This window comes from Streptomyces sp. NPDC036984, from assembly GCF_055607665.1.
In genome coordinates this window covers 782,378-806,341 of record NZ_JBVJRL010000001.1, presented here as the reverse complement: position 1 = coordinate 806,341, position 23,964 = coordinate 782,378, and the positions used below count along the sequence as shown (strand labels likewise).

At 72.7% G+C, this 23,964-nt stretch carries 22 protein-coding genes; 9 read left to right on the top strand and 13 right to left on the bottom strand.

From position 1 onward, the window contains the following. Positions 1-89 precede the first annotated feature (89 nt). Positions 90-1,007 carry a DUF3558 family protein gene (locus ACZ7DL_RS03750; protein ID WP_470771126.1) on the bottom strand — a complete coding sequence of 306 codons (918 nt, stop codon included), beginning with the start codon at positions 1,005-1,007 and terminating at the stop codon, positions 90-92. A gap of 126 nt (positions 1,008-1,133) precedes the next feature. Then, positions 1,134-2,018 (bottom strand): DUF3558 domain-containing protein, encoded by an 885-nt coding sequence (locus tag ACZ7DL_RS03745; protein WP_470771124.1) that lies wholly within the window; start codon positions 2,016-2,018, stop codon positions 1,134-1,136. 218 nt (positions 2,019-2,236) lie between these two features. Between ACZ7DL_RS03745 and ACZ7DL_RS03740 the strand changes: the two genes are divergently transcribed. Next, positions 2,237-3,430 carry an RtcB family protein gene (locus ACZ7DL_RS03740; protein WP_470771122.1) on the top strand — a complete coding sequence of 398 codons (1,194 nt, stop codon included), beginning with the start codon at positions 2,237-2,239 and terminating at the stop codon, positions 3,428-3,430. 43 nt (positions 3,431-3,473) lie between these two features. On the opposite strand, the gene ACZ7DL_RS03735 is transcribed toward ACZ7DL_RS03740, so the two are convergent. The 4 genes from ACZ7DL_RS03735 to ACZ7DL_RS03720 form a co-directional block, all read right to left on the bottom strand. After that, positions 3,474-4,082: a TetR/AcrR family transcriptional regulator gene (locus ACZ7DL_RS03735; RefSeq protein ID WP_470771120.1), complete on the bottom strand. Its 609-nt coding sequence runs from the start codon at positions 4,080-4,082 to the stop codon at positions 3,474-3,476. 89 nt (positions 4,083-4,171) lie between these two features. Further along, positions 4,172-4,342: a hypothetical protein gene (locus ACZ7DL_RS03730; RefSeq protein ID WP_470771119.1), complete on the bottom strand. Its 171-nt coding sequence runs from the start codon at positions 4,340-4,342 to the stop codon at positions 4,172-4,174. Next, positions 4,342-5,118, bottom strand: coding sequence for an SDR family NAD(P)-dependent oxidoreductase (locus ACZ7DL_RS03725; RefSeq protein WP_470771118.1), 777 nt, complete (start codon positions 5,116-5,118; stop codon positions 4,342-4,344). Before ACZ7DL_RS03725 ends, ACZ7DL_RS03730 begins: the two co-directional genes overlap by 1 nt. Positions 5,119-5,170: 52 nt before the next feature. Beyond that, on the bottom strand, positions 5,171-5,509 hold the full coding sequence (locus ACZ7DL_RS03720) for a YnfA family protein (RefSeq protein WP_470771117.1): 339 nt from the start codon (positions 5,507-5,509) through the stop codon (positions 5,171-5,173). Positions 5,510-5,614: 105 nt separating this feature from the next. On the opposite strand from ACZ7DL_RS03720, the gene ACZ7DL_RS03715 reads away from it, so the two are divergent. Continuing rightward, positions 5,615-6,088, top strand: coding sequence for a hypothetical protein (locus ACZ7DL_RS03715; protein ID WP_470771116.1), 474 nt, complete (start codon positions 5,615-5,617; stop codon positions 6,086-6,088). Between the two features lie 180 nt (positions 6,089-6,268). Here the strand turns inward: ACZ7DL_RS03715 and ACZ7DL_RS03710 are convergent, their stop codons facing one another. Then, entirely contained in the window at positions 6,269-6,673 is a 405-nt protein-coding gene (locus tag ACZ7DL_RS03710) for a winged helix-turn-helix transcriptional regulator (protein ID WP_470771114.1), read from the bottom strand. Between the two features lie 134 nt (positions 6,674-6,807). Here ACZ7DL_RS03710 and ACZ7DL_RS03705 point away from each other — a divergent pair, with 134 nt between their 5' ends. The 4 genes from ACZ7DL_RS03705 to ACZ7DL_RS03690 all read left to right on the top strand — a co-directional run bounded on the left by ACZ7DL_RS03705 (position 6,808) and on the right by ACZ7DL_RS03690 (position 11,332). Next, the gene (locus ACZ7DL_RS03705; RefSeq protein WP_470771112.1) at positions 6,808-7,698 is read left to right on the top strand and encodes an NADP-dependent oxidoreductase; all 891 of its coding nucleotides are present in this window, start codon (positions 6,808-6,810) and stop codon (positions 7,696-7,698) included. Positions 7,699-7,773: 75 nt separating this feature from the next. Beyond that, positions 7,774-8,862, top strand: coding sequence for an LLM class flavin-dependent oxidoreductase (locus tag ACZ7DL_RS03700; RefSeq protein ID WP_470771110.1), 1,089 nt, complete (start codon positions 7,774-7,776; stop codon positions 8,860-8,862). 295 nt (positions 8,863-9,157) lie between these two features. Continuing rightward, positions 9,158-9,871 carry a response regulator transcription factor gene (locus ACZ7DL_RS03695; protein WP_470771208.1) on the top strand — a complete coding sequence of 238 codons (714 nt, stop codon included), beginning with the start codon at positions 9,158-9,160 and terminating at the stop codon, positions 9,869-9,871. Then, positions 9,872-11,332: a sensor histidine kinase gene (locus ACZ7DL_RS03690; RefSeq protein WP_470771108.1), complete on the top strand. Its 1,461-nt coding sequence runs from the start codon at positions 9,872-9,874 to the stop codon at positions 11,330-11,332. A 195-nt stretch (positions 11,333-11,527) separates the two neighbouring features. On the opposite strand, the gene ACZ7DL_RS03685 is transcribed toward ACZ7DL_RS03690, so the two are convergent. Beyond that, positions 11,528-11,698 carry a hypothetical protein gene (locus tag ACZ7DL_RS03685; protein WP_470771106.1) on the bottom strand — a complete coding sequence of 57 codons (171 nt, stop codon included), beginning with the start codon at positions 11,696-11,698 and terminating at the stop codon, positions 11,528-11,530. Positions 11,699-11,835: 137 nt separating this feature from the next. On the opposite strand from ACZ7DL_RS03685, the gene ACZ7DL_RS03680 reads away from it, so the two are divergent. Continuing rightward, entirely contained in the window at positions 11,836-16,335 is a 4,500-nt protein-coding gene (locus ACZ7DL_RS03680; RefSeq protein WP_470771104.1) for a wHTH domain-containing protein, read from the top strand. Here ACZ7DL_RS03680 and ACZ7DL_RS03675 read toward each other — a convergent pair. The 3 genes from ACZ7DL_RS03675 to ACZ7DL_RS03665 form a co-directional block, all read right to left on the bottom strand. After that, positions 16,280-18,100, bottom strand: coding sequence for a phosphatidylglycerol lysyltransferase domain-containing protein (locus ACZ7DL_RS03675; protein WP_470771103.1), 1,821 nt, complete (start codon positions 18,098-18,100; stop codon positions 16,280-16,282). The two genes, ACZ7DL_RS03680 and ACZ7DL_RS03675, sit on opposite strands and share 56 nt — an antisense overlap. Positions 18,101-18,380: 280 nt before the next feature. Continuing rightward, on the bottom strand, positions 18,381-18,653 hold the full coding sequence (locus ACZ7DL_RS03670) for a hypothetical protein (RefSeq protein ID WP_470771102.1): 273 nt from the start codon (positions 18,651-18,653) through the stop codon (positions 18,381-18,383). A 176-nt stretch (positions 18,654-18,829) separates the two neighbouring features. Further along, positions 18,830-19,414 carry a CGNR zinc finger domain-containing protein gene (locus tag ACZ7DL_RS03665; protein WP_470771101.1) on the bottom strand — a complete coding sequence of 195 codons (585 nt, stop codon included), beginning with the start codon at positions 19,412-19,414 and terminating at the stop codon, positions 18,830-18,832. 89 nt (positions 19,415-19,503) lie between these two features. On the opposite strand from ACZ7DL_RS03665, the gene ACZ7DL_RS03660 reads away from it, so the two are divergent. Further along, positions 19,504-20,250 carry an MBL fold metallo-hydrolase gene (locus ACZ7DL_RS03660; protein ID WP_470771099.1) on the top strand — a complete coding sequence of 249 codons (747 nt, stop codon included), beginning with the start codon at positions 19,504-19,506 and terminating at the stop codon, positions 20,248-20,250. Between the two features lie 120 nt (positions 20,251-20,370). Here the strand turns inward: ACZ7DL_RS03660 and ACZ7DL_RS03655 are convergent, their stop codons facing one another. Then, the gene (locus ACZ7DL_RS03655) at positions 20,371-21,783 is read right to left on the bottom strand and encodes an MFS transporter (protein WP_470771098.1); all 1,413 of its coding nucleotides are present in this window, start codon (positions 21,781-21,783) and stop codon (positions 20,371-20,373) included. A gap of 341 nt (positions 21,784-22,124) precedes the next feature. Between ACZ7DL_RS03655 and ACZ7DL_RS03650 the strand changes: the two genes are divergently transcribed. Then, on the top strand, positions 22,125-23,009 hold the full coding sequence (locus ACZ7DL_RS03650; protein ID WP_470771097.1) for a helix-turn-helix transcriptional regulator: 885 nt from the start codon (positions 22,125-22,127) through the stop codon (positions 23,007-23,009). A 9-nt stretch (positions 23,010-23,018) separates the two neighbouring features. Here ACZ7DL_RS03650 and ACZ7DL_RS03645 read toward each other — a convergent pair whose 3' ends face one another. Beyond that, positions 23,019-23,909, bottom strand: a complete 891-nt coding sequence (locus tag ACZ7DL_RS03645) for a LysR family transcriptional regulator (RefSeq protein ID WP_470771096.1) — start codon at positions 23,907-23,909, stop codon at positions 23,019-23,021. Positions 23,910-23,964 lie beyond the last annotated feature (55 nt).

The following is a 23,964-nucleotide window of genomic DNA, read 5'->3' as shown; positions in this document are numbered from 1 at the left end:
ACTCCCCTCCCCTTGCGTGTTGTTGCGCGCAACAGAGTGGCACACGTGTACGGCGAACGTGACGCCGGTCAGCGGCTACGACCGGCCGGTCAGCTCTTCGCGGCGGCCGACTTGGTCGGAGATGCGCTGGAGGAGGCCGACTTGGACGGGGCCTTGGAAGCGGCCCCGGACGGAGACTTCGAGGCCGACTCGGACGGGCTCGCCGGAGCCTTCGACGGCGAACCCGCCGTACCGCCCGCGCCGTTGGCCGACGACACCGACGCCACGACCTCCTTCAGCGCCTTCTCCGCGGCCTTCGTCAGATCGTCGGCGTCCGGCGTCTTCTCGCCCGCGAGACCGGCACCGTTGTAGTCGAGCGTGACGACCACGTTCTCGACCCGGGCGACCACGGTCTGCTGCTTGAAGAGACCTTCCTTCTTCTTCAGCTCGTAACGGACCGCCGACGCCTCCGCGCCCGTGCCGGTCAGCGGCACCACCTTGGTGTTCTTGGCGCCGTCCACCGCCTGCGCGTCCTTGATCTGCTGGCCGAAGTACGCGTGAGCCTGGTCGTCGCCCGAGCCGCGCGTGACATCCGAGTCGAAGCGCAGCAGCGAGACGTTCAGCCAACGGAACTGGGAGCCCTTGACGCCGTTGTTGTCCAGGCTGTTCCAGGCGCACGAGGCGCGCGACGACGGATCGTCCGAGCTGCCCTTCTTGCCCGACTTCGCGCCCTTCGGCACCAGATCGGTCAGTGTCTTCTTCGCCAGGACCGAGCACGGGTCGGGAAGCTTCTGGTACGCCGCGGCCTGCACCGTGGGGGACGCGCTCGCCGACGACTGCGTGTCACCGCCCGCCGACTGCCGGCTGCTCTCGCCACCGGACTTGGGCTTGGAGTCGCCGGAGTCCGAGGAGCACGCGGCGGTGATCAGAACCGCGGGAACGGCTGCCGCGCAGACAAGGGCGCGGCGGAGGCGCTTGGCTCGCTGGCCTTGCTGGGCACGGTCGTCTCGCTGGGCTGCTCGCTGCATGGTTCCTTCACTCATGACGCTCGGTGTTCGTGCGGGTTCCTGCGGGGCCACGGTACGCGGTGAGGGGGGTGTGCGGTCTCCGTTCGCACCCTTTGCGGGCGGAGACGGGTGGGACGGGTGGGGCCGTCAGCCGCCCAGTGCGTCGTCCAGTCGAGAGGCCAGATTGCGGGCCCTGTCCTGCATTTCCTTGCTGTCCGGGACCGTTCCCGTGGCCATCGGCTGCTCCTCGTACTGGATGGTGACCACCACGTTGGACGTGCGGAACACCACAGTCACCGTCCGCTGTTCGGCCGTCGAACCGGACGTGCTCAGCCGGTCGTCCAGATACGCCTCGTCGCCGAGATCGGTGAGTGCCCGAGGCTGAAGATCGGCGGGCAGGGCACCCGGCGAAGAACCCGAAGAAGCCGAAGACCCCGAAGCCGCCGGGGAGTCCGAAGCCGCCGGGGAGTCCGAAGACTTCGCCGCGGACCCCGCGGCGGACGGGGACGCACCACCGCTCGGCGAACCCTTGCCCGACGGAGTCGCCGACGGTGACTGCGGCGGCGCCGAGGAACTGCTCGGCACCGGCAGATCGGCGGCCGCCGCCTTCTCCTGGAACAGCTTCTGCGCCTCGTCGTCGTCGCTGACCGTGTTGTCGTACGACACCACACGCTCGAAGTCGACGGAGAGGCGGTCCGTGGCGTCGGCCGACTCGACCTTCCAGTGACAGCCGACCTTGCGATCGGTGTCGTAGGTCAGCGCGGCCTCGCCCTGGTAGGCCTTGTTCCGCTGGTCCGTGTCCGTGATCTGCTGGATGCCGGGCAACAGCGCGTCCAGGGTCTCCTGACCGACCGCGCCGCAGGGCTCCGGGAGCGTGCGGTACTTGCCGGGCTGGGCGGCGACCGTGGCCGTGCCGGCGTCGCCCGGGTTGGCGTCGTCCGTCGCGCCGTCGTCTCCGGAGCCGCTCGTGCAGCCGGCCAGCAGCGCCGCGAGGAGGGCGGCGGTGCCGGTTACGTACGCCTTCCGCTGCACGGTCGGGCTCCTCTCGACGGATGACTCGGTGCTGCTGGTGGTCCAGTGTCCCCGCTGGTTATTCGCTTGCCGCAGCGGGGCGCCCCCTGGAGACAATGTGTATCGCACGCACTGCCGTGGACGCCGGTCCCTTGTCCCTTTTCATCGACCTTGGCGCCGCTTTTGCGTTTTGCTGTTTTTAAGCCTTTTGTTGTTGATTTCGGGGGAATGAGGAACGTATGTCGTACGTAGAGATGCCGGGCGCCAAGATCCCGATCCGGATGTGGACGGACCCCGCGACGGTCGAGGACGTGGCCCTGCGCCAGCTCCAGAACGTGGCGACCCTGCCCTGGATCAAGGGCCTGGCCGTGATGCCCGACGTGCACTACGGCAAGGGCGCGACGGTCGGCTCGGTCATCGCGATGCAGGGCGCCGTCTGCCCGGCCGCGGTGGGCGTGGACATCGGCTGCGGGATGTCGGCGGTGAAGACGTCCCTGACCGCGAACGATCTCCCCGGGGATCTGTCCCGGCTGCGGTCGAAGATCGAGCAGGCGATTCCGGTGGGGCGGGGGATGCATGACGATCCCGTGGAGCCCGGGGGCTTCCACGGGCTGGCCACGGCCGGCTGGGAGGACTTCTGGGGGCGGTTCGACGGGGTCGCGGAAGCGGTCAAGTTCCGTCAGGAACGAGCCTGGAAGCAGATGGGAACGCTCGGAAGTGGCAACCACTTCATCGAGGTGTGCACCGACACGGACGGTTCGGTGTGGCTCATGCTCCACTCCGGCTCCCGGAACATCGGCAAGGAGCTCGCCGAGCACCACATCGGCGTGGCCCAGAAGCTTCCGCACAACCAGGGCCTCGTCGACCGCGACCTCGCCGTCTTCATCTCGGACACCCCGCAGATGGCGGCCTACCGCAACGACCTGTTCTGGGCGCAGGAGTACGCCAAGTACAACCGCACGCTCATGATGGCCTTGCTGAAGGACGTGGTCCGCAAGGAGTTCAAGAAGGCGAAGCCGACCTTCGAGCCGGAGATCTCCTGCCATCACAACTACGTGGCGGAGGAGCGGTACCAGGGCATGGACCTGCTCGTGACCCGTAAGGGCGCGATCCGGGCCGGCTCCGGCGAGTACGGGATCATCCCGGGCTCGATGGGCACGGGGTCGTACATCGTGAAGGGCCTCGGCAACGAGCTGGCCTTCAACTCGGCCTCGCACGGCGCCGGTCGGCGCATGAGCCGCAACGCGGCCAAGCGGCGCTTCTCCACCAGCGACCTGGAGGAGCAGACGCGGGGCGTGGAGTGCCGTAAGGACTCCGGTGTCGTGGACGAGATCCCGGGCGCCTACAAGTCGATCGACCAGGTCATCGACCAGCAGCGGGACCTGGTGCAGGTCGTGGCGAAGCTGAAGCAGGTCGTCTGCGTCAAGGGCTGACGCGTAAGGCCCCCGGCCGGTGCCGGGGGCCTCGTGCGTCCGGTCACCGGTCGCCGGGCGCCGGTACCTGCTCCAGCGAGTCCAGCCATCGCAGCAGGCGGGAGCCCTCGCGGGTCATGATGTCCGGGTCGCGCAGGGCGTTGGTCAGGAGGGACATGCCCTGGTAGGCGGAGATCAGGGTGAGGGCGTGGTCGTCCGGGCCCGGGATGCCCCAGGTGCGGAACTGGGTGGCCGTCCAGTCCAGCAGGCGGCGGATCACCGCGCCGGCCTCCGCGTCGAGGGTGCCGTCCGTGCGCTTGTCGAGTTCGACGGCGAGGGTGCCGGTGGGGCAGCCGTGGCGGGCGGCGGTTTCGCGTTGGTCCACCCAGGCCCGGACGAGGCCCTGGAGGCGGTCGCGCGGGGTTGCCAACCGGTCGAGGTGGCCGGTGAGTTCGTCCAGGTGCGCGCTGTGCTCCGCCAGTGCGGCCTGGACCAGTTCGTCCTTGGTCTTGAAGTAGTAGTAGACGTTTCCGACCGGGACGCCGGCCTCGCGTGCGATGTCCGCGAGGGTGGTCCGCTCGATTCCCTGCTCGTGCAGGACGCGCGCGGCGGCCGCCGTGAGTCGTTGGCGCTTCTGTGACGCCCGTGCGCGCCGGTCTACTGAGTTTGTCACCTGACTGACTATAGACAGGACCCCTGGGGCGGTGTGGGGTTCCTCATCAGTCAGTCAGCTGGCTTAGAGGACCTGGCACACGGCCGGTGCTACTTCGCGTGCCGTACCGCGTAGATCATGACGAACGCCACGAAGTGGATGCCGAAGAGAAAGTAGGCGAGGAAGTACCAGACCTTGCGTTCGTCCTTGGTCTCCTGGGCCAGGCGGCGCTGCTCGGCGGCATTCGCGGCGGAGGCCGCGGCCGGGTCCTCGGCGGTCATCACAGGTCCCGGTGGACCTTGGTGTTGGACGCCTGGGCGCGCGGGCGCAGGACGAGGAGGTCGACGTTGACGTGGCTGGGGCGGGTCACCGCCCAGGTGATCGTCTCGGCGACGTCGTCCGCGGTGAGGGGCTCGGCGACGCCTTCGTACACCTTCGCGGCCTTGTCCGCGTCTCCGCCGAAGCGGGTGAGGGCGAACTCGTCGGTCTTGACCATGCCGGGTGCGATCTCGATGACCCGGACCGGCTGGCCGACGATCTCCAGGCGGAGGGTCTCGGCGAGGACGTGGGAGCCGTGCTTGGCGGCGACATAGCCGCCGCCGCCCTCGTAGGTGCCGTGGCCGGCGGTGGAGGAGACCACGACGACCACGCCGTCGCCGCCGGCCACGAGCTTGGGGAGCAGGGCCTGGGTGACGTTGAGGGTGCCGATGACGTTCGTCTCGTACATCGTGCGCCAGTCCTCGGGGTCGCCGGTGGCCACCGGGTCCGCGCCGAGGGCGCCGCCGGCGTTGTTGACGAGGACGCCGATGGTCTGGAAGGCGGAGGCGAACTCGTCCACGGCCGCGCGGTCGGTGACGTCCAGCTGGTACGCCACCGCCGAGTGGCCGGCCTGGGTGAGTTCCTCGGCCAGGGCTTCGATCCGGTCCTTGCGGCGGGCGGTGAGGACGACCCGGTAGCCGGCCGCGGCGAGCTGCCGGGCCGTGGCGGCGCCGATGCCGCTGCTCGCGCCGGTGACCACGGCGATGCGGGAGGCTGCGGACGGGGCGGCGGTGGCCATGGCTGCTCCTGAGGTCGGTGTGGGGCCGGGCTTCGTCAAGCCTAGGGGAGCCTCATCCGCCGTTCCTCGGCGCCCACATGATCACCGCCATGCCGGCGAGGCAGACCAGGGCGCCGGCGAGGTCCCAGCGGTCGGGGCGGTAGCCGTCGGCGATCACGCCCCACAGGAGCGAGCCGGCCACGAAGATGCCGCCGTAGGCGGCGAGGATGCGGCCGAAGTGGGCGTCGGGCTGGAAGGTGGCGACGAAGCCGTAGGCGCCGAGGGCGAGGACACCTCCGGTGATCCACAGCCAGCCCCGGTGTTCGCGTACGCCCTGCCAGACCAGCCAGGCGCCACCGATCTCGAACAGGGCGGCGACGACGAAGAGGGCGGCGGAGCGCAGGACGGACATGCGGGCAGCTTCGCATGCGGTGGCCGTGTCACCTGTTGGAGGGCGCCTGGCGGGCGGCTCGCGTGGCATACATCCGTACGGCAGTCGGAGCGCGAGCGAGGAGTGGTGAGCGGCGTGCGGATGCGGGCGTGGGTGTTGTCCGGGGTGTGTGCCGGTGCCGTCCTGGTGCCGGGGGTCGCGGTGGCCGCTCCGGTTCCCGAGGCCGATCTGGCCTTTCACGGGACCGCGGTGATGGACGGGGACCAGGTGGAGGTGCGGCTGACGCCGCGCAACAACGGGCCCGCCGAGATCGCGGACGCCACGGTCCGGCTGCGCTGGTCGGCGGCGCTGGCCGACGACCAGCAGCTGCCCGCCCGGTGCGCCCGGGAGGACGAGCGGACGGTGCTGTGCGGGACCGGGGCGCTGGCCGCGGACGCGGCGGGGGAGCAGCTGCGGGTGCCGGTGCGGCTGCGGGAGCGGCCGTCGGAGGTGGAGCTGGAGATCGACGCCGCGTGGAGCGCGGGTGCGGTGGACGACGACCGGACGAACGACCGGATGAAGGTGCTGGTCCTGGCCACCGGCGACACCTACGCCTTCTGACCGGCGCTCACGGCGGCTAGGGGGCTTCGTTTGGATCAGCCCGGGTCCGCGACGCCCGGCACGGCACCTCGCCGCGTTGTCGGCCCACCCGAGTACGCCCAGTACGCGGGTGATCCTCCGCCTTGCGATGCACCGCACCATGCGCCGCGGCCTGATCCGACCTGATCCACACGAAACCCCCTAGGCGGGGGGCTGGGCGTCGTAGCGTTCGCGGGCGGCGCGGACCTCGTCGAAGTGGGTCTCCGCCCAGTCCTTCACGCCGGTGAGCAGGCCGGCGAGTCCGATGCCGAGCGGGGTGAGCGCGTAGTCGACGCGGACCGGGACGGACGGGGTGACCGTGCGGCTGACGATGCCGTCCCGCTCCAGGGCGCGCAGGGTCTGGGTGAGCATCTTGGGGCTGACGCCGGCGATCCTGCGGCCGATGTCGCTGTAGCGCATGGGGCCGGTGGACAGGGCGGAGACGACGAGGCTGACCCACTTGTCGCTGAGCCGGCCGAGGAGCTGGTTGGTGGGGCAGTCGCGCAGGAAGGCGTCGTAGTCGATGCGGGCCTGTTCCCGCCGCTCGGCCGCGGTCATGGTCGCCATGGCTTCTCACCTTCGGGTCGGTTACGCACTCTCAGGTAACTACTTACCAATCGATAGTAGCTCTCCTACGGTTGGTGGTGCGGCGGAAAGACGCCGCGGAAACCGTCAAGTTCCGTTGTTCAGGGAGAGTTGTCATGCGTGCTGCTGTGGTGAAGGCGTTCGGCGGTCCGGAAGCGGTGGAGATCGTGGAGGTTGCGGTGCCGGAGCCGGGGCCGCGCCAGGTGCGGATCAAGGTGGCCGCGGGGGCGCTGAACCCGGTGGACGCGGCCGTGCGCGCCGGGGTCTTCGGCGGGGCCGGCAAGACCCTCGGGCTCGGCTGGGACGTGGCCGGCACGGTGGACGCGGTGGGCGTGGCCGCCGCCTGGCGGGTGGGCGATCCGGTGGTGACGCTGGTGCCGGGTGTGGCCGCGCCGCTGGGCGCGCACGCCGAGTACGTCGTGGTGGACGCGGACGCGGTGGCCGTGGCGCCGGTCTCGGTGGACGCGGTGCATGCGGGCACCCTGCCGCTCAACGGGCTGACCGCGGTGCAGGCCCTGGATCTGCTGGACCTCGCGCCGGGCGACTCGCTGCTGGTGACCGGCGCGGCGGGGGCGGTCGGCGGGTTCGCGGTGCAGCTGGCCGCGCACCGGGGGATCGAGGTGACCGGGCACGCCCGGGCGGGCGACGAGGGGCTGGTGCGCTCGCTGGGTGCCGCGCACTTCGCGGCCGGCGAGGTGGAGCCGGGGAGCGTGGACGCGGTGCTGGACGCGGCGGTGCTCGGCGGGCCGGCGCTGGAGTGGGTGCGCGACGGGGGTGCGTACGTCGGGGTGCATCCGGGGGCGCAGCCCGGGTCGGTGCGCGGCGTGCGGACGGGTGCTGTGGAGGTGGCCGCGGACGGGGAGGGGCTGGCGGAGCTGGTCCGGCTGGTGGACGCGGGGGTGCTGACGCTTCGGGTGGCGGAGACCTATCCGCTGGAGAAGGCGGCCGAGGCGCACGGCCGGCTGGCCGAGGGCGGCGTGCGGGGGCGGCTGGTGCTGGTGCCGTAGGGGCTGGAATACCTGGGCCGGGGTGACCGTTGCGAGGCTATAGTTTAACGGTCAACAACTGGAGGGTGAGCGACCATGCAGTTCGGGATCTTCACGGTCGGCGACGTCACGCCGGACCCCACCGCGGGGCGGACCCCGACCGAGAGCGAGCGGATCAAGGCCATGGTCGCCATCGCGCTGAAGGCCGAGGAGGTCGGCCTGGACGTCTTCGCGACCGGCGAGCACCACAACCCGCCGTTCGTGCCGTCGTCCCCGACCACGATGCTCGGCTACATAGCGGCGCGCACGCAGCGGCTGATCCTCTCCACCTCCACCACCCTGATCACCACCAACGACCCGGTGAAGATCGCCGAGGACTTCGCGATGCTCCAGCACCTGGCCGACGGGCGCGTCGACCTGATGACGGGCCGGGGCAACACCGGGCCGGTGTACCCGTGGTTCGGCCAGGACATCCGGCAGGGCATCAACCTCGCCATCGAGAACTACGCCCTGCTGCACCGCCTGTGGCGCGAGGACGTCGTCGACTGGGAGGGGAAGTTCCGCACTCCGCTGCAGGGCTTCACGTCCACGCCCCGGCCGCTGGACGGCGTACCGCCGTTCGTCTGGCACGGCTCCATCCGCTCACCGGAGATCGCCGAGCAGGCCGCCTACTACGGCGACGGCTTCTTCCACAACAACATCTTCTGGCCCGCCGACCACACCAAGCGGATGGTCGAGCTGTACCGCAACCGGTACGCCCACTACGGGCACGGTACGCCCGAGCAGGCGATCGTCGGCCTGGGTGGCCAGGTGTTCATGCGGAGGAACTCGCAGGACGCGGTGCGGGAGTTCCGGCCGTACTTCGACAACGCGCCGGTGTACGGCCACGGGCCCTCGCTGGAGGACTTCACCGAGCAGACCCCGCTGACCGTGGGCTCCCCGCAGCAGGTCATCGAGAAGACGCTGTCCTTCCGCGAGTACGCCGGCGACTACCAGCGCCAGCTGTTCCTGATGGACCACGCGGGGCTGCCGCTGAAGACCGTGCTGGAGCAGCTCGACCTGCTCGGCGAGGAGGTCGTCCCGGTGCTGCGCAAGGAGTTCGCGAAGGGGCGCCCGGCAGGCGTGCCCGAGGCGCCGACCCACCGGTCCCTGCTCGCCGCCGCGCGGAAGGAGACCGTCGCCTGAAGCTCGTCGGCTTCGGGGGACCGAGCGGGCGGCGGACGAGCTGTCCGCGCTGATGCCGCCGGCGACCCGGCGGGAAGGGCCGGCCGTGGTGCCGTTCGCGGTACAGCCGGCGGCGCAGCAGCGCTGGTCTTTCGCCACCTCCCCACGCGCCCACCCGGCGCGGCCGGCTGAAAGGCCGCCGTGTCCGGTGGGTCGCCGCTGTGACGGTGAGAGGGCGGTAAAAAGGGTGATCGCCGGCCCTCAGGCCCGGCCGAACCGCCGGTGGCCTTGGCAGACTGGGGACGTGCCCCAGACTGTGCTGCTCGCCGAAGACGACCGCGCCATCCGCCATGCCCTGGAGCGTGCTCTCACCCTGGAGGGCTACGCGGTGACGGCGGTCGCCGACGGCGTGGAAGCGCTGGCGCAGGCACACAAGAACCCGCCGGACGTCCTCGTCCTGGACGTGATGATGCCGGGCATCGACGGCCTCCAGGTCTGCCGCGTGCTGCGCGCCGAGGGCGACCGCACCCCCATCCTCATGCTCACCGCCCTGGTGGAGACCGCCGACCGCATCGCGGGCCTGGACGCCGGCGCCGACGACTACGTGGTCAAGCCGTTCGACGTCGAGGAGGTCTTCGCCCGGCTGCGCGCCCTGCTGCGCCGCACCAGCCCGGTGCCCGTCGGCGGCGGCAGCCCCGAGGGCGCCGTACGGGAGGCGCCGGCCGCAGGCCGCCGGCTGGAGGCCGCCGGGCTCCGCATGGACCTCCAGGCCCGCCGCGCCTGGCGCGGCCGGCGCGAGCTGGAACTGACCCGCACCGAGTTCGAGCTACTGGAACTGCTGGTGCGCAACGCGGGCATCGTCCTCGACCACGCCACGATCTACGACCGCATCTGGGGCTACGACTTCGGCCCCGGCTCCAAGAACCTCGCCGTCTACGTCGGCTATCTGCGCCGCAAGCTCGACGAGCCCGGCGCCCCGCAACTGATCCACACCGTGCGGGGCGTGGGTTACGTGCTGCGGGAGGACTGAGTGGGCCGCCGCTGGCGGCTGCCGGCCCGGCCCCGGCCGAAGCTGGTCTCCCTGCGCACCACCTTCGCGGTCTCCTTCGCGGCCGTCACGGCCGCCGTCACCATCCTCGTGGGCATCCTGTCGTACGGCTCCGCCGCGCGGCTCGTCCGCGTCGACCAGCAGTCGGTGTTCACCCAGGTCGTGCAGGACGTCCGGGACGAGGTACGGCAGCACGCCATGGGCCCGGAGGACTTCTCCTCCTCCCGCCCCGGGCACGACCTGGTCCGCCCCGCCCGCACCGACGTCCAGGTCCTGGGCGCGCAGGGGCAGATCGTGGACCACGGCAGCCCGGTGCTCCCCGTCACCTCCCGCGACCGGGCCGTCGCCGTCGACCGGTCGGCCGGAAGGGTCGTGCAGCACAAGGACGTACGGGTGGACGCGGACCTGTTCCGCATCGCCACCGTCTCGCTCGGCGACGGGCGGGGCGCGGTCCAGGTCGCGCAGGAGTTCAGCGACACCGAGGACCTGCTGCGCGCCCTCCAGCAGCGGACGCTGATCCTGATGGCGGCGGTGGTGGTCGCGGCCGGACTGTTCGGGTGGTGGCTGGCCCGGCGGATCACCCGGCGCCTGGTGATCCTCACCTCGGCGGCCGAGAACGTCGCCCGCACCCGGCAGCTGGGCATCCAGGTGCCGGTGGCCGGGCTGGACGAGGTCGGCCGGCTGGGCCGCGCCTTCGACCGGATGCTGGGGCGGCTCGCGCAGTCCGAGGAGGACCAGCGCCGGCTCGTGCAGGACGCGGGCCACGAGCTGCGCACGCCGCTCACCTCCCTGCGCACGAACATCTCGCTGCTGCGGCGGATCGACGAACTCCCGCCCGCCACCCGGGAGGAGCTGGTCGCCGACCTCTCCCAGGAGGCCCGGGAACTCACCGACCTCGTCAACGAGCTGGTCGACCTCGCCGCCGGCCAGTCCGATGCCGAGCCGCCCCAGCGGGTGGACCTCGCCGACCTCGCCGAGGACGTCGCCGGGCTGGCCAGACGCCGTACCGGCCGGGACATCGTGCTGCACGCGAGCGGTGACACGACGAGCGAGGGGCGGTCCGGGATGCTCCAGCGGGCCATCTCCAACCTGGTGGAGAACGCCGCCAAGTTCGACCGGGGCGGCAAGGCGCCGATCGAGGTCTGCGTCACCGGGCCTGCGCGGGCGGGCACGGTACGGGTGGAGGTGCGCGACCGGGGGCCCGGGATCGCCGACGGCGACCTCGTGCGCATCTTCGACCGCTTCTACCGTGCCGCCGACGCGCGGTCCCAGCCCGGTTCCGGTCTCGGTCTGTCCATCGTGCGGGAGGTCGCCATGGCGCATGGCGGAGCGCCGTTCGCCTTCCGGCGCGAGGGTGGTGGAGCGGTGATCGGGTTCACGGTGGGTGGGGGTGGGGGCGGGAGCGTCGTGGGGGGCGAGGGGAGTGCGCGCGGCGGGGGGTGACGGCCGCCTCGGCTTCGCCTTCGTCGTGACCCGCTTTCCCACCCGCACCACCCGTGCGGCTTTCGTCGCCGGGTGCGGGTGGCCCCCGTGGGGCGCGTTCGCCGTCGGCGGGTGCGGGTGGCTATGAGTGCATCGGCGGGTGCGGTGGTGCCGTGGTGCGGGTGCGGGTGCGGCTGTGGTGTCGGGGCGGGGGCTTCACCGCCTGCCCCGCAGGGAGCGGATGAGTTCTGCGGTTGCGGTCAGGATCTGGGCGCGGTCCTTTGACGCCGTGCCGGTCAGCGCGTGGCGGACGAGCAGGACTGCCGTGCAGGCCACGATCAGCAGCGGCACGACGGCGCAGGCGGCGGCGAGGAGCAGAGGGTCCATCAGGCGTCCTTTCGGCAGGTGACGTCGGGGTGTCGCGTGACGTCGGGTGACGTCGAAGACCTTGCTCCGGTGGCCCCTTTCGAGATGCCCGGCGGATGTCCGGGAAACCCGGTGATGTCGCAGGTCAAGTCGGTAATGTGCGAACTCGCGAGTCGTACGGGTCGGACGAGTCGAACGGCCGGGCCGGCTCGCGCAGGGGAGCAGGGGAGGCGACGGGCGGGATGGCGCTGCGGTACCACGAGCAGCTGGAGCGGCTGGTCACGGCGGCCGGGAACCCCGACTCCGGAAAGGTGCGCCAGGAGATCGCCCGGCATCTGGGTGGCGGACGGCAGCCGCCTCCCGCGGCGACCGTGGGCGGCTGGCTGGACGGCCGGATCGGACGCGACACCGACGAACTGAAGCTGTTCCTCGGCGCGTTGGGCAGGATGGCGCGAGGCCGGCAGGGCGAGCGCTTCCGGCTGCCCAGGGAGCAGGACTGGGACGCCATGATCCGGGAGGGCCGGAAGGGCACCGTCCGGCCGGCGCCCGCGCCCGACGGTGTGTCCCGGCACGACTGGCTGGACGCCGTCGCCGACGCGCACGCCTGGCGGCTCGTCCCGCCCGGCGCGCGGGACTCGGCCGACGAACTGAAGGAACAGGCGCAGGGCGTCGTACGGCGGCTCGTGGCACGGTACGACGAGTGGGACGACGTCCTCGCCCGCGACCCCTGGCGTGACCCCCACCTGGTGCGGCGCACGGCGCGGTGGTCCAACCTGCTGCTCCGCCGCCTCGACGGGGACGAGGACGCGGCCCTGGCCCCGGCCGAGGCGGCCCTGCTCGCGCTGCTGCCCGTGCTGCACGAGGCGCGGCGCGCGGCCACGCTCGCCGCACTCGTGCACATCGGCCCCGAGAACCTGGACGACGAGACGGGCGGCGGCGCGGACCGGGAGTCGTACAACCGGATGCTGCGCAGCCACCGGCGGCTCGTCCGACAGGCCTTACGCGGCAGTGACCTGCCGGACCGGCGGGACGGGCGGCCGGAGATCGGCTGGTGGCTGTTCCGGCGGTGGGCGGCAGCACGGTCCGGGCGGGTCCCGGAGCCGCTCCGGCACCTCGGCGGGGACCCGGCGAAGATCGGCGCCGTCCTCGACCCGCAGCTGCTGGCCCGTCTGCTGTCCTGCGCCCAGGCCGTGCCGCGCAAACTGTACGGGCACGGCCGCGAGAGCCTGCTGCGCGAGGACCCGTGCTTCGTGGACTTCGGCGGCCGGGGCGCTCAGGAGGTGCGCGAGCGCCTGGTGGGGCCGCTGTTCGCGATCGCCCACGCCATGGCGGTCGAGGTGACCCACCTGTCGACGGCGGTCGTCAAACACGTGGGCATCCCCGACCCGCTGGAGCCGGCCCGGCTCCTCGCCACCCTGGAGGAGGCGGGCTGGGCCCCGGCGGGTGACACCCTCGGCCTTGCCGCCGAGTGCGGCCATCCGGCGGCCGTGGCCGCGCTCACCGAACACGTCGCGTACGTCGACGCGTTGCTGCGGGAGGCACGGCGCACCCGGCCGGTGGCCGGCCTCGGCCGGCTGCCGGTGTACGCGCACGCCGACGAGGTCCACGAGACCGACGCCGCCACGGCGCCCGGCCGGCCCGGCGCGGTCATCCGGTTCCGCCTCGACGAGGAGCGCATCCAGGAACTCCTCATGGGCGAGAACCTGTACCGGGACCGCGGCCTCGCCATCCGGGAGCTGTACCAGAACGCCCTGGACGCCTGCCGCTACCGCAGGGCCTGGCAGCGGGCGCGGGACGGACGGGACACCTTCGAGGGCGAGATCGTCTTCCGGCAGGGCTACGACGAGCAGGAGCGGCGCCACTACCTCGAGTGCGAGGACAACGGCATCGGCATGGACGAGACGGTCCTCGCCGAGGTCTTCTCCCGGGCCGGAGTCCGCTTCACCGACCACGCCCGCTTCCAGGAGGAGGCCCAGGGCTGGCAGGCCGACGGCATCACCGTCCACCCCAACAGCCGGTTCGGCATCGGGGTGCTCAGCTACTTCATGCTGGCCGACGAGATCCGCGTGACCACGTGTCCACTGGACGCCGGAGAGGGCCGCCCGGAGCAGCTGACCGTGCTGATCACCGGCCCCGGGCACTATTTCCGGGTCCGGCGGACCGGGCGGCGGGGGCCGGTCGGGACGACGGTCCGGCTCTATCTGCGGGACGCCGAGCGGGCGCCGTCCTGCGTCCGGGAACTGCGGCGGCTGCTGGGCATCGCGGAGTTCTCCACCGTGGCCCGGCACGGGGCCCAGGAAGCACGGTGGCGGCCCGGCGTGCTCCAGCCCCGGGAGGCGTCCGCGGGCCGTACAGGGGGCTTCGTCGCGCACGGGCGCACGGCCTCCTGGCCGGAGAGCGGCTACGGCACCGACGGCCAGGTCGTCTGGTGCCGGCACGGCGGCGGCCTCCTCGCCGACGGCATCGCCGTCGAGCCCCGGGTACGGCGGGGCGTGCTGGCCACCCCGGAGGAGGAGGCCCGGCTGAGCGGGGTGGTGGTGAACCTGACCGGCCGCAGCCGGCCGGCCGACCTGTCGGTGGACCGCACGGAGATCCTCGACGGAGACCTGCACGAGACGGTGGAGCAGCTGGTCACGGCCGCCCTGCCCGCCCTGTTCGCGGCCGAGCCGCCGCTGTTGACCGCCGACTGGCTCCAGATGGTGGCCCGGGAGAGCCCCCGGCTCGCGGACCTGGTGGTGGCGGCGGCAGGGGAGGCGGGGATGAGGGTGGTGCTGGGGGAGCGGACGGTGCCCGTGGCCAGGGCGGGGTACTTCGCGGCGGATGCCACGTTCGTGTGGGAGCTCGGGGACCGGCGCAAGCAGGTCATGTCCGGCTACCTGACCGCTTCGGAAGGCACTCCGGACGACGCCGTTCTCCTGTGGCGGCTCATCACGCACCGGCCCAATGCCGGGATCGCCGCCTTGACCGCGCTCGTACCGGAGTTGTCACGGGCTGAGACCACGCTCCCTGCGCGGCCCATGGACTATTACCTTCTCACCTTGCCTCGTGGCCCGTGGACGTACCGGACCTGGCGAGCCGGGGAGCGCGAGATCGTGAACAGGTCGCGCCCCGGGCACTTCATGTCCGTGGCCCAGGCGTGCGGAGTCTCCTACGAGGAGATCGTGGCGCGAGCACGCCTCCTGGGCCTTCCCCACCCGCCCGCGCCCACGGGCGAGGTCGTGGTCGACACGGTCGGCAGGGCCTTGCTGGATCAGAAGTTGCGTGAAACCGCGACAAGTTACGGGGTCGACTGGCTGGATCCCGCGCAGCCTGTTCCGCCCGGCCATCTGCTGAAGGCCCACCTGCTGCTGAGCATCCCGGTGGACGAGGCGGCCGGGCGGCTCGCGGCCCTCGGCTTCACCGTTCCCGGCGACCTGCCCACCGACACTCCGGACGAGTGGGTGGTACGCCTGCTGAGCGAGCGACTCGGGGGAGAGGCACCCTGGCTCGGCACCGCCCGGCCGGTGTCCGCGGGGTACGTGCTGCGTGCCGTAGCCGAACTGGGCCGGTCCTTCCACGAGGTGGTTTCACAGCTGGAGACCTATGGATGCACCGTAGAACTCGGCTCCCTGGACGAGCGGACGGCCCGGGAACTGCTGGACCAGAGCGACGCGTGGGGCTGGAACACCAGCAAGCTCGGCTGGCTTCGCATCTCGGAGCCAGTACCTGCCGTCCTCCTGGCGACAGCCGCGGTCCAGTCGGGGCTCACCCCGCGGGAGATCGCCCGGCGCCTGGAGAAATGGGGCTTCACCGTCGGTCCGTCACCCGAAGGAGTCGAGACGACGGATCCGCTGGTCCTGCGCGCCGACCCGCGGAGCCTTCGGTTCTCCGAGAACGAGGACGTGTTCCGCACCGAGTCTCCCGATCGCCGCACGGTCGCCCTCCACTCGGTGGCCCGGTGGGCGCATGAGCTGGGTCTGCCGCCCGCAGTGGTGGCGGAACGGCTGAGGACCTACGGCCTGGAGGTGCCGGAGGCCGAGTATCCCGAACACACCGAGAGGCACGACGCGGAGCTGCTGCGGCTTGCCGAGCAGCAACTGCCGGTTCCCTTGAGCGTTCTGGCCCGAGTCGCCGACGGCGAGCGCATGCCACCCCAGGCGGTCATCGACCGTCTCGCCTGCTACGGCCTGCGGTCGGAGCGGAACACGGCGCCGGACACGGCGTCCGGCAACGACATGAAACTGCTCAGGGCGGGCACGTCCGGAGCCTGGCTGGACCGGAACGCGCCGGTACCGCCGTATCACCTGGTCATCGTGAACCACACCCTCCTCACGGGGCGTGACACGGCCGTCGAGCGGCTGGGTGCGTACGGTCTGCGGATCGACGACCCGGACGTGCCGTTCCTTGACGCGACCGACCGCAACCTGTGTCTCGAGCGCTACTCGATCATGGACAGGCACCTTCCGCTGAGCCTCGCGAAACCGCTCCTCCACTTCCTGACCATCGTCTACGTCTCCGGCCTCCCCGCCGAAGACCTCCTGCCGCGCCTCACCCGCCTCGGAGTGGACCTCCTCCGGGTGGCGGACGCCGTGCGTGCCGCACTTCCGCAGGTTCCCGGGCTCGTCATGGCAGCCGAGGACCCGCCCCCGGTGAGCGGCTCCCCGGCGCCGGGAAGGTGAGGAAGCCCTCCGCGCGGGCGCTCGCCAGGCCGATTCTCGGGATGTCGCTGCTCTTGGCGAAGAGGAGGAAGCGGGGCTCCCACACGGGGCGGTACTTGGCGTTCGCCCGGTAGAGGGACTCGATCTGCCACCAGCGCGAGAAGAAGGTGAGGGTGGAGCGCCAGAGGCGGAGGACGGGGCCCGCGCCGAGGCGGGCGCCGCGTTCGAAGACCGAGCGGAACATCGCGAAGTTCAGCGAGACCCGCCGTACGCCCAGTTCCCCGGCGCGCAGCAGGAGTTCGACCACCATGTACTCCATCAGGCCGTTCTCGCAGCCGCGGTCACGGCGCATCAGGTCCAGCGAGAGGCCGTGCTCCCCCCAGGGGACGAAGCTGAGCAGGGCCCGCGGTTCGCCGGCCGCGTCCCGGCACTCCAGCATCACGCAGCGGCCGTCCGCCGGGTCGCCGAGACGGCCCAGGGCCATGGAGAAGCCGCGCTCGGTGGCACCGTCGCGCCAGTGGTCGGCACGGTCCACGAGGACGGCCATCTCCTCGGCGGGAATGTCCTCGTGGCGGCGGATGCGGACCGTGTAACCGGCCCGGCGGACCCGGTTGTGGGCCTGGCGGACCACGCGCATGGCGCGGCCTTCGAGGGTGAAGTCGGCGATGTCCACGATCGCCTCGTCGCCGAGTTCGAGCGCGTCCAGGCCGTGCCGGGCGTAGATCGTGCCGGCTTCCTCGCTCGCGCCCATGACGGCCGGGGTCCAGGCGTGCCGGCGGGCCTGAGCCAGCCAGGCGTCGATGGCGCCGGGCCAGGCCTCGGGGTCGCCGATCGGGTCGCCGGAGGCGAGGCTGACCCCGCCGACGACACGGTAGGCGATGGCCGCCTTGCCGCTGGGGGAGAAGAGGACGGCCTTGTCGCGGCGCAGGGCGAAGTAGCCGAGGGAGTCGCGCTCGCCGTGCCGGTCGAGCAGGGCGCGCAGTCTGGCCTCGTCCTCCCGCGCCAGCAGACAGGCGCCGCGCGGGGCGCGGAAGCAGGCGTAGAGGACCAGCAGGAAGGTGGCGGCCATCAGGGTGTTGACGACCATGTCCGCCCAACGGGGGGCCTGCACGGCGTCGATGCGGTCGGCGAGCGGGCCGACGCTGATGCCGCGCAGCAGGGTGTAGGCGATCTCCTGTGTGAGGGTGGCGCCGGCGACCTTGTTCGTCGCGTGCACCAGGAGTGTGCCGAGGCCGCCGCCTGCCAGGGTGCCGCCCAGGCCGACGGCCAGGGCCAGCCGCGGGTTGGAGCGGTCACCGATGGCGTCGAACTCCCGCCGGCCGAGCAGCAGGGCGGCGACGAACAGGCCGGTGAGGGCGGTGGAGACCCAGTTGAAGGCGTGCTCGCGGTAGGGCGCGCGGGTGAGGGCGACGGCGTAGAGGCCGAACAGGGGGCCGGCGAGGAGGAGGTTGAAGAGCCAGGCGGCGCGTTTGCGGCGGCGCATCACCACCGCGAGGAACAGGGCGAGGGCCGCCGAGACAAGGCCGGCGGTGGCCAGGTACGGGGTGAAGTACTGGCCCGCGTTGTGCTCGTGCACCTCCTCGCGGAAGGGGAGGGACACGACCGCCGCGATGTTCAGCACGGCCAGCAGGCGCAGGTACCAGACGGTGGCCGTGGCGGCGCGGGTGCGCAGCTTGTCGTCACCGCCCAGGGCGCGGACGCGGGGCGGAAGGAGGCGGGGCGGCAGGAAGCGGCCGCGGGGAGCGGGAACCCGGGGCGGGCTGAGGGTCGTCTGTGGTGCGGGCATGATGACGAGTCACCCTTGGGGACGGGGACGGGGCATCGCAGACCCTACAGCTTGTAGGGTGGCGCCCTGTCAGGGATCCGCACAACCGCCGCACAGCTTCTCATCATCGGCGAGCGCACGCAGCCGCGCCGCCTCGCGCGCAGCCCCGCGGACCGCCGCGAGCGGCCGCAGCCTCGCCGGGGCGCCGTGAGCGGCCGCAGCCTCGCCGCGCCGCCGTCGGTCGCCGCAGCCCGGCCGGGGCCTACGCCGGCCCACCCGCCCCGTGCCGTGCGGCGCGCCGTCAGTCGCCGCCGCCCCGCTTCGCCGCCGTCAGTGTCCAGGCCAGGTTGCCCACCGCCGCCCCGGCGGCCACCGCGGCGGCGATCACGCCGCCGGTGGCGAGGCCGTCGCTGAACAGGTGCGGGCGCCGGGCCAGGCTGTGCAGACCGAAGCCGCACAGCTCGTACACGCCGACGGCAGCGATGACCAGACTGACGATCAGCACGGTCAGCGTGGGCACGAGACTGCGCGCACACACCTCCGTGCCGGGCTCCGATTCCGTGGTGTCCTGCATGGGTCCCCCGTTGACAGACGTGTGAACGGCCCCGTGGCAGTCGGCCGTTGGGAACCTACAATACGTAGGGTCGGCCGGAGTCGACGCCGTCCGGATCCACGTGCGTCGGCTGTCACTCCCGGGCCGACGCGCGCGGCGTGCTCAGCCGCAGCAGGCCACCTCGGTGTGGGTCGGGGCTACTTCGCGCTGTCCCGCCGGCTGCGGCGGGCGTAGGCGCGGGCCGCGCGGGCGCGGTCGCCGCAGCGCGTGGAGCACCAGTGGCGGCGGCCGTGACGGAGCAGGTAGCGGCTGCACGGGGCGGAACCGCAGGCGGTGAGGCGCTCGGCGTCCGGCCCGGTGAGCAGATCGGCGGCGTCGGCGGCCAGGGCGGCCAGCGCGTGCTCGACGATCTGCGTGGTGGGGTGGGCGGCGGCCCGGTACAGGCCCCGGTCGGGGGACCAGTGCAGCAGGGAGGCGGCCGGAGCGAGGGTGAGCGCGTCGTTGAGGGCGGTGAGCGCGCCCGCCGGGGCGGGTGCGCCGGTGATCCGGCCGGCGAGCAGCAGGCGGATCTGCTCCCGCAGTGCGCGCAGCCGGCCCGCGCAGGTCTCGTGCAGATCGGCACCGGCCGGAGCAAGGCCGCGGTCCACCAGCCAGGCCCCAGCGGCGGCGGGCGTGCCGAGGAGGTCCGGCGACTGGCCGCCGGGCAGGGTGAGCGCGGTGTTGGCCAGGTCGAGGGCGGGGTGCTGCTCGGCGCCGGGCGCGGGCGGCAGGGGCGACTCCATGTCTCTCATGGTAGGGCTTGCGCCTATCCGTGAGAAGCGGCTAGCGTCTATCACGGATGACATCGTTCCTATCCATGAGGTGAGTCGGCATGCAGATCCCCGTCCAGGTCCTCGGCGGCCCCACGGTCCTCATCGAGTACGGCGGCCTCCGCTTCCTCACCGACCCGACCTTCGACGACCCCGGCGACTACCCCGCGCCCAGCGGCCGCGTCCTGACCAAGACCGCCCCGCCCCGCGTCCCCCTCGCCGACGTCGGCCCCGTCGACGTCGTCCTGCTCTCCCACGACCAGCACGCCGACAACCTCGACCACGCCGGCCGCGCCCTGCTCGCCGACGTGCCCCGCACCTTCACCACCCCCGCGGCGGCCGGCCGGCTCGGCGGCACCACCGAGCCCCTCACCCCCTGGCAGTCCGTGGACCTGCCCCGCCCCGACGGCGGCACGGTCACCGTGACCGCCGCGCCCGCCCTGCACGGCCCCGAGGGCTCCGAACCGCTCGTCGGCGCGGTCACCGGCTTCGTGCTGACCTCCCCCGACCTGCCCAGCGTCTACGTCAGCGGCGACAACGCCTCCCTGGACCTGGTCAAGGAGATCGCCGCCCGGTACGCCCCCGTGGACACCGCCGTCCTCTTCGCCGGCGCCCCCCGCCTGGCCGTTCTGGACGACGCCCTCCTCGTCCTCGACGGCACCGGCACGGCGACCGCCGCCCGCCTCCTCGACGCCCGCCGGGTGGTCCCGGCGCACTGCGACAGCTGGGCCCACTTCACCGAGACCCGGGACGACGTGGTGCGGGCGTTCGAGGAGGCGGGCCTGGCGGACCGCCTCCAGCTGGACTGACCGGCCGTCACCGCGTCCCGTCCCGGAAGACGGTGCACCGGCCGTCACCGCGCGCTCTCCCGCCGGAGCAACGCGCCGGCCGTCACCGCGCGCTCTCCCGCCGGAGCAACGCGCCGGCCGTCACCGCGCCCTGTCCCGCAGGAACACCGCGCCGGCGAGGACGCCGAGGAGGGCGAGGGCCGCGTTCAGCGCGATGGCCGTCTTCAGGGCGCCGAGGACGGCCGGAGAGCCCGTACCGGCCAGGGCGGCGGTGGCGACGGCGCTCATGACGGGCGTGCCCATGGTGATGCCGATCTGCTGCGTCATCGTCGCCAGACCGGTGGCCAGACCCTGTTCATGGTCGGCGAGACCGGAGGTGGCGGTCACCATGAAGCCGACGATGACCAGCATGTTGCCCACCCCACCCGCGAAGGTCGCGGCGAGCAGCAGCCAGAGCGAGGTACGGCCGGTGCCGAGCCCGAGCAGGGCCGCCGTGCACAGCGCCTGGACGAGACCGCCGGCCAGGAGGGCGCGGGTGGCGCCGAGCCGGCCGATCAGCCGCGGGGCGGCGGCGCCGCCGACGACGGTCCCCGCGCCCAGCACGCCGAACGACAGCCCGGCCGCCAGCGGGGAGAAGCCGAGCACCTCCTGGAGATAGAGGGTCAGCAGGAAGACCAGGGACGTCTCGGTGAGGAACGCGATCAGACCGGTGACATTGCCCCACGCCACCGACCGCTTGCCCAGCACGTGGGGCGGCACCAGCGGGGCGGACACCCGGCGCTCCACGGCCCCGAACGCGAGCAGCAGCACCACCCCGGCCGCGAGCGGCAGCAGTGTGGCCGGCGTGTCCCAGCCGCGCTCGCCGGCCTGCGTCAGACCGAGGACGACCGCCAGCAGGCCGAGCGTGACCGTGACCGCACCCGGCACGTCCAGCTTCGGGCGCTCCTTCGGCCGGGACTCGGCGATGACCGCGGGCGCGACGAGCAGTACGGCGAGGGCCACGGGGACGTTGACGAAGAAGGCCCAGCGCCAGGACAGCAGGTCGGTCAGCAGGCCGCCGAGGATCGCGCCCGTGGTGAACCCGGCCGACATCAGCGCACCGTTGAGGCCGAGCGCCTTCTCCCGCAGCGGGCCCTCCGGGAAGGACGTCGTCAGCAGCGAGAGACCGGCCGGGGTCACCGCGGCGGTGGCCAGACCCTGGAACACCCGGGCCGCGATGAGCACCTCCGGGCTCTGGGCCAGCCCGCCCGCCAGGGAGGCCGCGCCGAGGACGACGAGACCGCCCAGGAACAGCCGGCGGCGGCCGAAGAGATCGGCGACCCGCCCGAACAACAGGGTGAACCCGGCCGCGCACAGCGCGAACGCCGTGCCGACCCACTGGAGATGAGCGAGCGAGAAGCCCAGGCCGGCGCCGATCACCGGCAGGGCCACGTTCAGGATGGAGAAGTCCACGGCCAGCATGAACTGGGCCGCGAGCAGCAGCACCAGCACCAGGCGGAGCCGGGGAGTCAGCACGGCGGAGGCGCCGGCCGGTTCTGTGGCCACGACGGACATGACGAGGTGATCCTCTCTGTGCACGAAAGTCGCCGCGCGGCACCGGATCCGCCGACGTACCGCGACGTACCGGACGTACGGCCGGGTCGCCGACGGGCGGCGAGTCACGGACCTACGGCCCGGTCGCCGACGCGCGGCGGAGGCAGGGACGTACGGCGAAGGCACCGATATGCGGCGCGGTTGCCGGGTAAGAGGCTCGTCCGCCCCGGGCCGCCCCAGCCAGTACCCCCGTGCGACCGGCCGGCGCGAGGGTGGTCATGGCGTGACCACCCTCGGGCATCCCCTTCGCCCGGTCCGGCGGGCAGGATGGAGGACGACCGCCCGACATCCCGGAGGTATCGATGGACGCCCCGTCCGAGCTGGGAGACTTCCTCAAGTCCCGCCGTGCCGCGGTGCGGCCGGAGGACGTGGGCCTCGCGACCGCGCCGGAGCGGCGCCGGGTCGCCGGACTGCGCCGCGAGGAACTGGCCCTGCTCGCGGGCGTCAGCATCACCCACTACACCCGCCTCGAACAGGGCCGCGCGGCCGGTGTCTCCGACTCCGTGCTGGACGCCGTCGCCCGCACCCTGCGGCTCACCGAGGACGAGACCGCCCATCTCAAGGACCTGGCCCGGCCCGCCGTCCGGCGCCGTCCCGCCGCGCCCCGCGCCGCCGAGGCGACCCCGTCGGCCCGCCAGCTGCTCGCGGCCATGACGGACGTACCCGCGCTCCTCCTGGACCGGCGCGCCGACGTCCTGGCCTGGAACCGGCTCGGTCATGCGCTGCTCGCCGCCCACCTGCCCCGGACGGCCCCGGACCGGCCCGCGGACCGGCCCAACCTGGTCCGGATGCTGTTCCTGGACGAGCGGTACCGGGAGCGGTACACCGACTGGAGAGGAGAGGCCCACCTCGCCGTCGCCTCCCTGCGCCTGGTCGCCGGCCGGCACCCCGACGACCGCGCACTGGCCGAGCTGATCGGCCGGCTCACCATCCAGAGCGACGAGTTCAGCGCGCTGTGGGCCCGGCACCCGGTCCGCACCTGCACCTCGGGGCGCAAGTCCCTGCACCATCCGGCGGTCGGCACGCTGGAGTTGAGCTTCGAGAACCTGTGCCTCCCGGGCTCCGCGGGCCAGCGCCTCATCACCTACACGGCCGAACCCGGCACCCCGTCCGACGCGGCCCTGCGCCTCCTCGCCAGTACGACGGCCCCCGCCGAGCCGGAGCTGCAGGTGCTGGACGCGCACTGATCACGGCGACTACTCCCGCTGCCGCACCCCCAGCACCTCGAGCATGGCCCGGGTGGCCGGGCTGGGATGGAAGCTGCTCCAGGCCAGACACTCGACCCGGTGCGGCCCGTCGACCACCGGGACCAGCGCAAGCCCCGGGTCCGCGGCGGCCAGCGGCCCGATGAACGCCGAGGGCAGCAGAGCGATGCCGAGCCCGCGCGCGATCAGCCGGGTGATCAGCTCCACGACACCGGCCTCGTACGCGACATCGCGGACCAGACCGGCCGCGGCGAACGCCTGGTCCGACTGGGCCCGGGCGGGGGTCCCCGTCACGAAGTCCACGAACGTCTCGTCCGCGATCTCCCGCAGCGTGACCCGGGAGGCCCCGGCCAGCCGGTGCCCGGCCGCCACGACCAGCACATGCTCGTCGTGATCGAGCACCACGCTCTCCACCCCGACGGGCCGCTCCCCCTCCGGCAGCCCGAGGAAGGCGATGTCCAGGTCACCGTCGCGGATCGCGGCCGCCAGCTCGTCACTGCGCCCGGACCGGAGCATGACGCGGACCTCCGGGTGCCGGTCCCGGTACCGCTGGAGCACCTCCGGTACGTCCACGGCGGCCGTGGTCACGATCACGCCGACGGCGAGCCGGCCCCGGACCACGCCGGTCGCGGCGGCGGCGTCGGCCATCGCGCGGTCGGCGGCGGCCAGACACTCCCGCGCCCGCGCCACGAACGCCTCCCCGGCGCTGGTCAGTTCGACGCGTCGGCTGGACCGCGCGAACAGCCGCACCCCCAACTCCCGTTCCAGCCCCGCGATCCGGTGGCTGAGCGACGACTGCACCACGAGACAGCGCTCGGCGGCGCGGGTGAAGTTACGGGTTTCGGCGACGGCGACGACGTACCGCATCTGCTGAAGATCCACGATCGACAATCGTCTTCATTCATGGCTGCGATGACAACCATGCGTTGGTTTCATG

Coding starts and splice junctions, on each gene's coding strand:
- ACZ7DL_RS03720 (WP_470771117.1), bottom strand. CDS start 5,509: ATGTCCGTCCTGCGCTCCGCCGCCCTCTTCGTCGTCGCCGCCCTGTTC.
- ACZ7DL_RS03705 (WP_470771112.1), top strand. CDS start 6,808: ATGCGTGCTGCTGTGGTGAAGGCGTTCGGCGGTCCGGAAGCGGTGGAG.
- ACZ7DL_RS03700 (WP_470771110.1), top strand. CDS start 7,774: ATGCAGTTCGGGATCTTCACGGTCGGCGACGTCACGCCGGACCCCACC.
- ACZ7DL_RS03685 (WP_470771106.1), bottom strand. CDS start 11,698: ATGGACCCTCTGCTCCTCGCCGCCGCCTGCGCCGTCGTGCCGCTGCTG.
- ACZ7DL_RS03665 (WP_470771101.1), bottom strand. CDS start 19,414: ATGGAGTCGCCCCTGCCGCCCGCGCCCGGCGCCGAGCAGCACCCCGCC.
- ACZ7DL_RS03650 (WP_470771097.1), top strand. CDS start 22,125: ATGGACGCCCCGTCCGAGCTGGGAGACTTCCTCAAGTCCCGCCGTGCC.
- ACZ7DL_RS03725 (WP_470771118.1), bottom strand. CDS start 5,118: ATGGCCACCGCCGCCCCGTCCGCAGCCTCCCGCATCGCCGTGGTCACC.
- ACZ7DL_RS03660 (WP_470771099.1), top strand. CDS start 19,504: ATGCAGATCCCCGTCCAGGTCCTCGGCGGCCCCACGGTCCTCATCGAG.
- ACZ7DL_RS03740 (WP_470771122.1), top strand. CDS start 2,237: ATGTCGTACGTAGAGATGCCGGGCGCCAAGATCCCGATCCGGATGTGG.
- ACZ7DL_RS03670 (WP_470771102.1), bottom strand. CDS start 18,653: ATGCAGGACACCACGGAATCGGAGCCCGGCACGGAGGTGTGTGCGCGC.
- ACZ7DL_RS03730 (WP_470771119.1), bottom strand. CDS start 4,342: ATGACCGCCGAGGACCCGGCCGCGGCCTCCGCCGCGAATGCCGCCGAG.
- ACZ7DL_RS03710 (WP_470771114.1), bottom strand. CDS start 6,673: ATGGCGACCATGACCGCGGCCGAGCGGCGGGAACAGGCCCGCATCGAC.
- ACZ7DL_RS03675 (WP_470771103.1), bottom strand. CDS start 18,100: ATGCCCGCACCACAGACGACCCTCAGCCCGCCCCGGGTTCCCGCTCCC.
- ACZ7DL_RS03750 (WP_470771126.1), bottom strand. CDS start 1,007: ATGCAGCGAGCAGCCCAGCGAGACGACCGTGCCCAGCAAGGCCAGCGA.
- ACZ7DL_RS03655 (WP_470771098.1), bottom strand. CDS start 21,783: ATGTCCGTCGTGGCCACAGAACCGGCCGGCGCCTCCGCCGTGCTGACT.